Origin of the sequence: Pseudoalteromonas sp. UBA6610 (genome assembly GCF_002433295.1) — a bacterium.
Lineage (GTDB): Bacteria > Pseudomonadota > Gammaproteobacteria > Enterobacterales > Alteromonadaceae > Pseudoalteromonas > Pseudoalteromonas atlantica.
The window spans coordinates 38,727-48,499 of record NZ_DJHW01000055.1; the positions used below are offsets into that span (position 1 = coordinate 38,727).

The 9,773-nt window shown below is 43.7% G+C and carries 6 protein-coding genes and 1 pseudogene; 5 read left to right on the top strand and 2 right to left on the bottom strand.

The features are described from left to right. The first annotated feature begins 7 nt into the window (after positions 1-7). The 5 genes from B4F91_RS07180 to B4F91_RS07200 are packed head-to-tail and all read left to right on the top strand — an operon-like array spanning position 8 to position 7,662. Positions 8-1,369, top strand: a complete 1,362-nt coding sequence (locus B4F91_RS07180) for a TolC family protein (protein WP_288635501.1) — start codon at positions 8-10, stop codon at positions 1,367-1,369. Continuing rightward, positions 1,366-2,511: an efflux RND transporter periplasmic adaptor subunit gene (locus B4F91_RS07185; RefSeq protein ID WP_004588879.1), complete on the top strand. Its 1,146-nt coding sequence runs from the start codon at positions 1,366-1,368 to the stop codon at positions 2,509-2,511. Before B4F91_RS07180 ends, B4F91_RS07185 begins: the two co-directional genes overlap by 4 nt. Then, on the top strand, positions 2,511-5,696 hold the full coding sequence (locus B4F91_RS07190; protein ID WP_286938835.1) for an efflux RND transporter permease subunit: 3,186 nt from the start codon (positions 2,511-2,513) through the stop codon (positions 5,694-5,696). The genes B4F91_RS07185 and B4F91_RS07190 overlap by 1 nt, the downstream gene beginning before the upstream one ends. Further along, a complete protein-coding gene (locus B4F91_RS07195) occupies positions 5,696-6,379 on the top strand; it encodes a response regulator transcription factor (protein ID WP_029772931.1) in 684 nt (227 codons plus the stop codon). Before B4F91_RS07190 ends, B4F91_RS07195 begins: the two co-directional genes overlap by 1 nt. Beyond that, a complete protein-coding gene (locus B4F91_RS07200; protein WP_286938836.1) occupies positions 6,376-7,662 on the top strand; it encodes a sensor histidine kinase in 1,287 nt (428 codons plus the stop codon). The genes B4F91_RS07195 and B4F91_RS07200 overlap by 4 nt, the downstream gene beginning before the upstream one ends. Positions 7,663-7,813: 151 nt before the next feature. On the opposite strand, the gene B4F91_RS07205 is transcribed toward B4F91_RS07200, so the two are convergent. Together B4F91_RS07205 and B4F91_RS07210 are read right to left on the bottom strand one after the other, a co-directional pair. Next, entirely contained in the window at positions 7,814-8,761 is a 948-nt protein-coding gene (locus tag B4F91_RS07205; RefSeq protein ID WP_286938837.1) for an alpha/beta hydrolase, read from the bottom strand. Positions 8,762-8,868: 107 nt separating this feature from the next. Further along, positions 8,869-9,725, bottom strand: a pseudogene (locus B4F91_RS07210) (MBL fold metallo-hydrolase). Between the last annotated feature and the right edge of the window lie 48 nt (positions 9,726-9,773).

Genomic DNA, 9,773 nt, shown 5'->3' on the forward strand with positions numbered 1-9,773 from the left:
CAGTTAAATGGTTTATTTTAAAAAGCGCTCAACGGTTTTATTGCTTGCACTTAGCTGCACGCTTGCTGCGTGTAGTAGCCAGCCAAGCTATACAGGTAATAGCACCGAGCAATCGCTAAAGCAGCATGCAAATTGGCAATACACACAAGATGATGCAACCGAGGTAAGTTATATCTCTGATTTAGTGAATATAGCGGGGCTTGATTCGCTTATTAACCAAGCCGTTGCAAATAACCCTTCATTTAACCAAGTGCATGTGGCGCTAAAACTTGCTTATGCGCAGCGCGATGTTACCGCAGCAAGCCAGTGGTTTAGTGTAGATGCCGATTTTGACGCTCAGCACAACGAAACAACTGGCACAAAGTACAGCTCATCGCTAGGGGTTAGCTGGGAAGCCGACGTATGGCAAAAAATTGCTGATAACGTAGCCGCGCAAGACATGACCATAGCCAGTAATCAGGCCACTTACCAAGGCGCTAAAGACACCTTAGTAGCCAGCGTGATGCGCACGTATTTAAACATTATTTTGCAGCAAGATTTACTTAACATAGAGCAGCAGCGCTTAACGGTTTTAGAAAATAACGAGCAAAGTATTGTTGAGCGTTACCAATATGGTTTAGGTGATTTAGAAGCCCTTGATACCGCGCGTACAAATACCGCTTCAACCCGAGCCACTATTGCCGATTACCAAGAGCAAATAGCACAAGCTAAACGCGCTTTAGTATTATTAGTGGGCGCTGATAAACTTGAAAACTTACCTACTACCTCTGTTTTACCTGAGGTTATTGAGCCGCTAAGCGCGTTACCAGAGCAAGATTTAGCGCGTCGCCCCGATTTACAAAGTGCCTATTACAATATTCAATCTAAACGTTATTTAGTGGATGTAGCTTACAAAGATTTACTGCCAAGCATTACGCTTTCGGCATCGCTTAGCGATTTAGCAACTACACCCAGCCAAGCATTATTAACCAGCCCAGTATGGAACTTATTAGGCAGTTTAAGTGCGCCCTTGTTTCAAGGCGGGGCACTTCGTGCACAAGTTGATATTGCAAAATTAAATGCCGAACAGGCGTTTTGGGAATACCAAGACACGCTACTTAGCGCCGTAAACGAAGTAGAAAACGCACTAGGCCAAGAGCAATCATTAACACAGCAGCAGCTACAAATTAGTAAAGCACTTGCCAGTGCTAAGCGCAGTTATAGCAACTACCAAAGCAAATACCAGCAAGGTTTGGTTGATATTTTAGACCTACTAACCGTGCAGCAGCAGGTGTACGACCTACAAGCTCAGCTTAGCCAAATAAATTACACCCTTTTAACTAACCGTATAGATTTAGGCCTTGCCTTGGGCCTTGGAGTATCGTCATGAAAATTTCGCCAGTACCTGTTGTTGTAACTCTTGTTGCCATTGTTTGTATAGGGCTTGCTATTTCATATAACGGCCAAAAAATGGCGCAGCAAGCAAATGGCCCAAAGCCAGAACCGGCTAAATCTGTGGCACCCAATGTATCGGTTATAAATGCTGTGCCAAGTACGTATCAAGCCTATGTTAGCGGCCACGGTGAGGCTAAAGCACACTGGGCACTTAGCTTAAAAGCACAAGTTAAGGGCGAAATAACCAATATGAGCGAGCAATTTGCTACCGGTAATGTAGTTAAAAAGGGCCAAGTGCTTGCACAAATAGATAACACCGAATACTTACAAGCAGTCGCGAGCGCTAAAGCCACATTGGCAGATGCCAAACTTGCCCTACAAGAAGAGCAAGACTTAGGAAACCAAGCAAAGCGTGAATGGCAGCGCTCGGGTGTAACACAAGCGCCAAGCTCACCTTTAGTATTTAGAACGCTACAGCTAGAAGCCGCCCAAGCAACGGCCGATAACGCCCAATACGCACTACAAACTGCGCAGCGTGATGAAAAAAACACCCATATAAGTGCGCCGTTTGATGCTGTTATTTTATCGCGCGATGTAGATTTAGGCACTTACGTAAGCATTGGCGATACACTGGCTACATTAAACAGCACCGACAAAGTAGAAATTAGCGTACCGCTTTCATTAAGCCAATGGCAAAACCTGGCAAGCGATAAGTCGGGCGAGGTTATTTTAAGTGATGTAACAACACAGAATCAGTGGCAAGGTTACATTGCTCGTTTTGAGCAGCATCTTGACGATAGCTCACGCCAGCGCAGTGTAGTGGTTGCGCTAGACAAACCTTTTGAGCAAGCAACACCATTGCTACCAGGTACATTTTTAGCGGTACAAATTGCCGGCAAAGCGCTTAACAACGTAATTAAATTACCCGCCTCAGCAGTATCGCAAGAGGGCTTAATTTGGTACGTAAACGAGCAAAACACGTTAATGAGCATTCAAGCGCAAAAACTATTTGAGCGCGGTGATTACGTTTATATCTCTCCTATTGAAGGACACACTAATTTACGTGTGGTGGCTCGCCCACTCGTAAGCTACTTAAACGATATGTTAGTAAACCCAATTGTTGAGGAGATGCCATAATGAGCCCGCATCAAGCACCGCAACTACCTAATAATACTAACCCTTTGCACGGCATTATTAGCTGGTTTGCTAACAACTCAGTGGCCGCCAATTTATTACTCATTAGCGTAATAGTTATGGGCATAATGTCGCTTTCTACTTTGCGTAAAGAGGCGTTTCCAAGCCTTGAGCCAGATACTATTTCAGTATCGGTGGTTTACGACAGTGGCGATGCCTTACAAGCAGAAGAAGGCATCGCCCTAAAAGTAGAAGAAGCCCTTGAAACCGTACCCGGTATTAAGCGCATTACCTCTACATCCGATGCCAGCGGCAGTCATGTAAGCATTGAGAAAAAAACCGATTACTCGCTTGATGAGCTACTCACCGATGTTAAAAACCAAGTTGATGCCATAAATAACTTTCCGGCAGATGCCGAAGAGCCGGTGATCGACAAAGCGCGCAGGCAAGATCACGCATTAACTTTACAATTATTTGGTGATGCCGACCGCCATACGTTGCAAAACCTAGGTGAAAAACTAAAAGTCGATTTATTAGCTAAATCGGGCATTAGCGATGTAGAGCAATCGGGCGTGCTTGACCCTATGATGTCGGTAGAAATCGACGAAGGCAAACTACAAGCCTACGGTTTAACTATTAGCGATGTAAGCGAGGTGATTAACAACGAATCATCGAGCCCGCTTTCTACTAGCTTGCGCGATAGCAATAAAATTATGCGCCTAAAAGCGGCAGACCAAGCTTACTGGCAGCGCGACTTTGCCAATATAGTGTTACTTACAACGCAATCAGGCACACAAATTAAATTAGGTGATGTAGCAACCGTTACCGACACATTCGCAGAAGATACCAACTCACTAAGTCGTTATAACCAGAAAAATGCCGTAGGCATTGAAATTTTAATGGATGAAAATAGCGATATAACCACCATAGTTGAGCAAGCACAAAGCGTAATTGATACATGGCACGAGCGGGGCTTATTACCGCAAAATGTAGAGCTTGAAAGCTGGCACGACAAAAGCACCATGATCACCGAGCGCCTATCGCTGCTTACTAAAAATGCCGTAACCGGTATTATTATGGTGTTTGTTATTTTAGCGATATTTTTAAATGTACGCGTTGCACTATGGGTTGCAGGTGGCTTGCCATTTGTATTTTTTGGCACACTGTACTTTATGACCGACAGCTACACCGCACTGACCATAAATGAAATGACCACCTTTGGTTTTATTATGGCGCTGGGGATCGTGGTCGACGATGCCGTGGTTGTAGGGGAGAGTATTTACACCACTCGCAAAAAACACGGCGACACCCTTAATAACACGATTTTAGGCACCATGAAGGTAGCTGTCCCCACCATATTTGGGGTATTAACCACGGTAGCTGCGTTTGTTGCGCTTTCGAATGTATCTGGCAATTTAGGTAAAATTTACTCACAGTTTGCGACCGTAGTGACGATTTGTTTACTGCTTTCGGTTGTTGAATCAAAACTTATTTTACCGTCGCATTTAGCCCACGTAAGCACTAAACGCCAGTTAAAGTCGGGTCTTAGTGGCTTGTGGTCAAAGGTGCAGCACGGCGCCGACAACGGCCTAACTTGGTTTAGCGATAAAGTGTACCGCCGCGTTATTGAATACTCGTTACGATTTAGATACGCCATTGTTGCCGCATTTGTGGCCTTTTTTATTCTGGTTGTTGGCATGCCTATGACCGGTGCAGTAAAAGTAGGTTTTTTCCCAAGTATTGCCGGCGATACCGTAACCGCTGAACTTGTTATGCAAAACGATGCAGCGTATGGGCAAACTAATAAAAACTTGTTAGCGCTTGAGCAAAGTGCACTACAAGCCCAGCAAAATTTAATGGATAAGTTTGACTCGCAAGAGAGCGAAATAACGAGCTTACAATTAGTGAGCAGTAGCGATACTAGCGGTACGGTAAGTGTTGAGCTATTAAACGAGGGCGACTTTACTGCAAGCGAATTTGCACAAGAATGGCAGCGCCTTGCCGGTATGCCAGAGGGCAGCAAAAAGCTACAAGTATTGGCTACACGTAAAATGGTCGATAACTTTAAAGTAGAGTTAAAAGCGTGGGATGACGAAACCGTAATGGCCGCAGGCGCACTGTTTAAAGAGCGCTTACAAAATACTGCTGGTGTTAATGGCATAGACGATAATTTAAACCCAGGTCAGCCACAGCTTAAATTTACCTTAAATGCACAAGGGCGCGCTTTAGGTATGGATACGGCGAGCCTATCAGAGCAGGTTTTACAAGCTTTTGGTGGAGCAATTGTACAGCGTTACCAGCGCGATAAAGACGAAGTAAAAGTACGTGTACGTTACCCAGAAAACGCCCGTAAAACACCAGCCGATATTATGCAATCGCGTATTAGGTTACCCGATGGCACCGTAGTACCTTTGGTTAACGTAGCCAATATAAGTAGCGAATATCAGCAAGATGAAATAACCCGCATTGATGGCCTACGTGCAATTTACTTAAGCGCACAAGTAGATAAAAACATTGTGGCATCTAACGAATTAGTTGCTAACTTAAGCCGCGACTTAGTACCTGAGCTTAACGCGCAATTTCCTAACTTAAGTATTCACTTTGCCGGAGAAGCCGAAGAGCAAGACGAAACAACAGGCTCAATGGCCACTATGTTTATAGCCGCGTTATTAGTTATTTACGTATTGCTGGCGATTCCGCTTAAATCGTACATTCAACCTATGTTGATTATGGTGGCGATTCCCTTTGGTATTGTGGGGGCTATTTTAGGCCATTGGTGGAACGACTTAACCATCAGCATACTTTCTTTAAATGGTATTTTGGCGCTCAGTGGGGTGGTTGTAAACGACAGCCTATTATTGGTATCGCGCTTTAACGAGCTGGTAAAAGATGAAGGCATGAGCACGCACGATGCCATTGTAGAGTCGTGTACAAGCCGCCTGCGCGCGGTAATGCTTACCTCAATTACCACCTATGCGGGCTTAGTGCCGTTATTAAGCGAAACCTCAATGCAGGCACAGTTTTTAATCCCTGCTGCGGCATCACTTGGTTATGGTATTTTGTTTGCCACGGTTATTACATTAATCCTTATTCCGGCATTATTAATGATTCAAATAGACATTAAGCGCTTACTTGCCAATGTGTTAGACTTTTTAAGTGGTAAACGCACCCAAGGAGCTGCCTCTTAATGATAAACGTACTACTGGTTGAAGACGACATAGACCTGGCAACAACAATTGTTGATTACCTCGATATAGAAGACATTGAGTGTGACCATGCAAGCAACGGCGTTTTGGGCTTAAATTTACTGCAAATTAATGATTATCAAATGATTATTTTAGATGTAAACATGCCCAAAATGGACGGCTTAACAATGTGCAAAACATTGCGTGAACAAGGTAAAGATATTCCGGTATTAATGTTGACCGCACGCGATAGCCTCGATAACAAACTAGAGGGCTTTGCCGCCGGTAGCGACGACTATTTAGTAAAACCCTTCGCCATGAAAGAGCTAGTAGCGCGGGTACAAGTGCTGGCAAAGCGCAAAAGTGGTGAGGCAAAACGCCTCACCTTAGCTAATTTAAATTTAGATTTAGCAAAGCGCAGTGCCGATGTAGAGGGGCAAACATTAAAGTTATCGCCCATTGCATTTAAATTGCTAGAAACCTTAGTACGCCATGCGCCGCAGCCTGTTACGCGCAGTAGCATTATGCAAGCTATATGGGGCGAAGAGCAGCCCGACAGCAACAGTTTAAAAGTGCATGTGCATCATTTGCGTAAGCAATTAGAAGCAACCACACACCAAGTTACACTTGAAACCATTCCTAGTGTGGGCTTTGCAATAACAGCAAATGAAGGGCAACCACAATGAAAATAAGGCCTAGTTTAAGGCTCTACTTTTTTGCCAGTATGGTGGTGCTTAGCTCTGCTATGGCCATTGGCTTTTCGTTTTTAAGTGTAAATTACTTTATTGATGGGCTAGATAAAGGCTTAAACGGGGTGATGTTAAAGCTTTCGCAAACCACAGAAGTAAAGCCAGGGGAAACAAAAGAGCTGGTGGGATTTAATATAGCAAGCCGCTGGGAAGACATGCCTGCGTCAATTCAGCAGCGTTTTAAAAAACCAACAGAGGTGGGGCTTTTACATAAAACAAAAGACAGGCCTTCGATGTTTTCTATGCCGCAAAATTTATTTTTTGTGGTGTATTATCCAAACCCCGAAGGCGAGCCGCGTTATATATCGCGCATTATGCTCGAAAAAGACAAACCACAATTGCTCGCTAATATAGAGCCCGAACAACGCATGCTTTGGATTGCCATTACAGGCATTGCTGCCATTGTGTTATTTGCGTTTTTTTTGTTTATGGTAATGAAAAAAATAGCCAAGCCAGTGGAGTCGTTAAGGGGCTGGGCTAAATCGTTAAACCAAACTAATCTGCAGCAAACACCGCCCGATTTTACATATAACGAACTAAACACTTTAGCCACATTAATACGCAGCAGCTTACTTTCGGCAAATGAAAGCGTAGAGCGTGAGCAGCGCTTTTTAAGCTATGCCAGCCACGAGCTGCGTACGCCAATTTCGGTTATTCGCAGTAACGTTGAGTTACTCAATCGGCTGAGCGAAAAAGCCCCGTTAAGTGATAAACAGCAGCTTACACTTGAGCGTATAGAGCGCGCCGGTTTAACCATGAGCGATTTAACCGATACGTTATTATGGCTAAGTCGCAACGAAGATCAGCAAAGTAGTCCAGAACCTGTAAACCTTAGTGATAAAATAACGACCCTGAGTAACGAGCTTAATTACCTGCTTAATGCTAAGCACGTTGAGGTGGTTTTAAACACCCAGCAAGAGAGCGTTATTACAACCGATGCTACTGCGTGCCACATTGTACTGACTAATTTAATTCGTAATGCCTACCAACATACCCAATTTGGCCAAGTACATATTACGCAGCAAGGCAGTAAAGTGACTATTGTTAATTGTAGTAAGCAGGACGAGGCCCCTAAAGCGAGCTCGCCTTCAGCAAAACACGCCAGCATAGGGTACGGACTAGGCCTGCAATTAAGCGAAAAAATAATAAAACGCCACGGCTGGGTTTACGATGTAAACGACAAGCCAGGGCGCTATGAAGTGGTGGTCGATTTTAGTTAGTTATTTGGTTAATTAGGTTTAAAAGTGCATTAAAAAAGCGGCTTAACGCAATGAACGTTAAGCCACTTTTTTGTGATTACTGAAAGGGCGTATTACTTATAATACCCATCCTCAAAATAGATCACTTAATCAAACGAATTGGTATAAATGATTACTCGGGGGCAGCTTGTTTGGTTTTTCTAAACATAAACTCAAGGGGAATGTGTAGGCGCTTTGCCCATGCGTTTTCGGTGTGATCTTCCCCCGGGAAATACTGGCTTTGCCATAGCTTTGCTGGGTATTGTTGCGCCATAAATAGCGCGTCAATTTGCGCTTGTAGCTTAGGGTACATGGCATCTAAAGTGCTGTCGCCATAATCAAAGTATACTTTTTGGTTACTCAGCTTGGCGATGTTGTTGGCAATGTAATTTTTAAACTCGGCAAATACTTCGTCGTCGTGGCTAAAAATACCTGGCCAGTGGGTCGACATACAAATAGCGCCGGCAAATTCGTTAGGGTAATTAAGTAGTGTATACCACGATATAAGCCCACCCATGCTAGAGCCACCAATATAGCGGTGCTGCGCGCCTTTATTTACGTTGTAGTTAGACTCTATATAAGGAATAACTTCTTTAACTAAAAAGCGTGAGTAGTTGTCTGAGTAAACCTTAGAGGCAAATAATTTGTGGCCTGGGTATTTTTCTAACTGGTATAGGGCGTTTTGCTTTTGTTTGCTCAAGGCCTCAAACGGTTGCTGTGGGTAGTATTCGCTGTGGCGGTTTTCTACGGCGTTTGGAATGCCTACCACAATAAATGGGCGTACTTTGCCTTGCTCTATTAATGAGCCGGCTACTTCATCTACGCGCCACTCTTGCTTGTTCCATGTGCTATTGGCATCAAACAGCATGCGGCCATCGTGCATGTAAAGTACATCGTAGGTGGTGTTTTTGCTGTAACCTGGCGGTAACCATACATTTAAAAAACGGTTTTTTACAAACTGTGATTCTATATTGTCGATCACCTCAATATGGCCCTTGCTTACTTGCACTTTGGCCGTGTTTGCATAGCTGGTATGCACTACAAATATTGATAAGCTAAACAGTAAAGCAACTAATTTCATGGTGGCGCCTTAGCATACAAAAAGTGCACTATCACAAGCTTGCAGTGTTAATTCAATGTGAATACGTATGCACTTGTATTTAAGCAACAAGTGCATACACATACAATTTATAAATCGCTGCGCCAGCCCATGCCCGACTCTTCCATAAGGCGCTCGTATACGCCCTCAATATTAAGTGGCAGCCATGCTTTATATTGCTTTAAATCTGAAAACTCATCGAGCTTAACGTTTTGTTTTATTTGCTCTAGGCTTTGCCCTGCAAGCGCTGCGGCGGTTACTTGGTTGTACAGTTGCTCTATATAACTTAAATAACGTGCAACATCGGCTTTATTACCCATATCGGCATGGCCGCCCACAAAGGTATTAAAGTCGTAATTTAAAACCGCTTGGGTTGAATTAATCATACCTTGAATATCGTAGCTCCATAGTTTTTGCCATGGCATTCTGCCAATAACTATCCAGTCGACCACAAATAATATTTTTTGTTTTTCGAACAGCATACTTACCGAGCCTCGGCCATCGTTAGGGCCGTGGTAGTTAAGTTTTAAAGTTGAGCCGCCAAGGGTAAGTATTAGTTCGTCATCAAAGGTAAGGTTAGGCATAACCGTTTTTATTTTCGTGTTTTTAATATCTTGCGCGGTAAGTTTGTGCGCAACAAAGGTAGTGTGCGTGCTTTTAAATACCTCTGCGCCGTAAATATGGTCGCTGTGATTATGGCTGTATACAACGTATTTAACGGGTACGTTATAGCGAGTTTTAATTTGCTCCTTTAACCACGTGGCAGCTTTTTTATTTAGTGGGTCGGTAACTATTGCACCTTGTGGAGTGATTAAAAATACCGAGCGGTGTCTGTCGTCAATAAAGGGTGGAGGCCACCGCCTAAATCTTCAATTTCGTAACTTTGCGCCATAAAACCTGTAAATAGTAGGCTGGTGGCAAGTAGTGTTTGTATTAAGCGAAGCATGCACAATCCTGTTTAATGTTCTATGGGTCTGTTGACCTTTGCGGATTA